The sequence below is a fragment of the Paracoccus sp. S4493 genome (assembly GCF_000967735.1).
In the GTDB taxonomy this organism is placed as follows: Bacteria; Pseudomonadota; Alphaproteobacteria; order Rhodobacterales; family Rhodobacteraceae; genus Paracoccus; species Paracoccus marcusii.
Genome location: NZ_JXYF01000473.1, coordinates 1 through 239 on the forward strand (window position 1 = coordinate 1; position 239 = coordinate 239).

Below are 239 nucleotides of genomic sequence, written 5' to 3' on the forward strand. Positions count from 1 at the left end.
GATCGCCATGGGCCGACAGGTTCAGCCGCGCGTCAATCTGCTTGGCCAGGCTGCCGCGCACGCCTTCGGCGATGAAGACGTACTTGCCGTGCAGCTCCATCCCCGGCTCGTATCCGTCGCCGATGCTGCCGTCGGGTTCGCGACCGAACTCTCCGGCGACGACACCCTTCACGCGATCACCGTCCCAGACCACCTGGCTGGCGGCCATGCCGGGGAAGATCTCGACCCCCAGGGCCTCG

Annotated in this window: 1 pseudogene; it reads right to left on the bottom strand. The window is 68.2% G+C overall.

Annotation, left to right across the window (positions count from 1 at the left end):
• A pseudogene (locus TW83_RS21565) lies at positions 1-239 on the bottom strand (electron transfer flavoprotein-ubiquinone oxidoreductase); the annotation flags it as partial.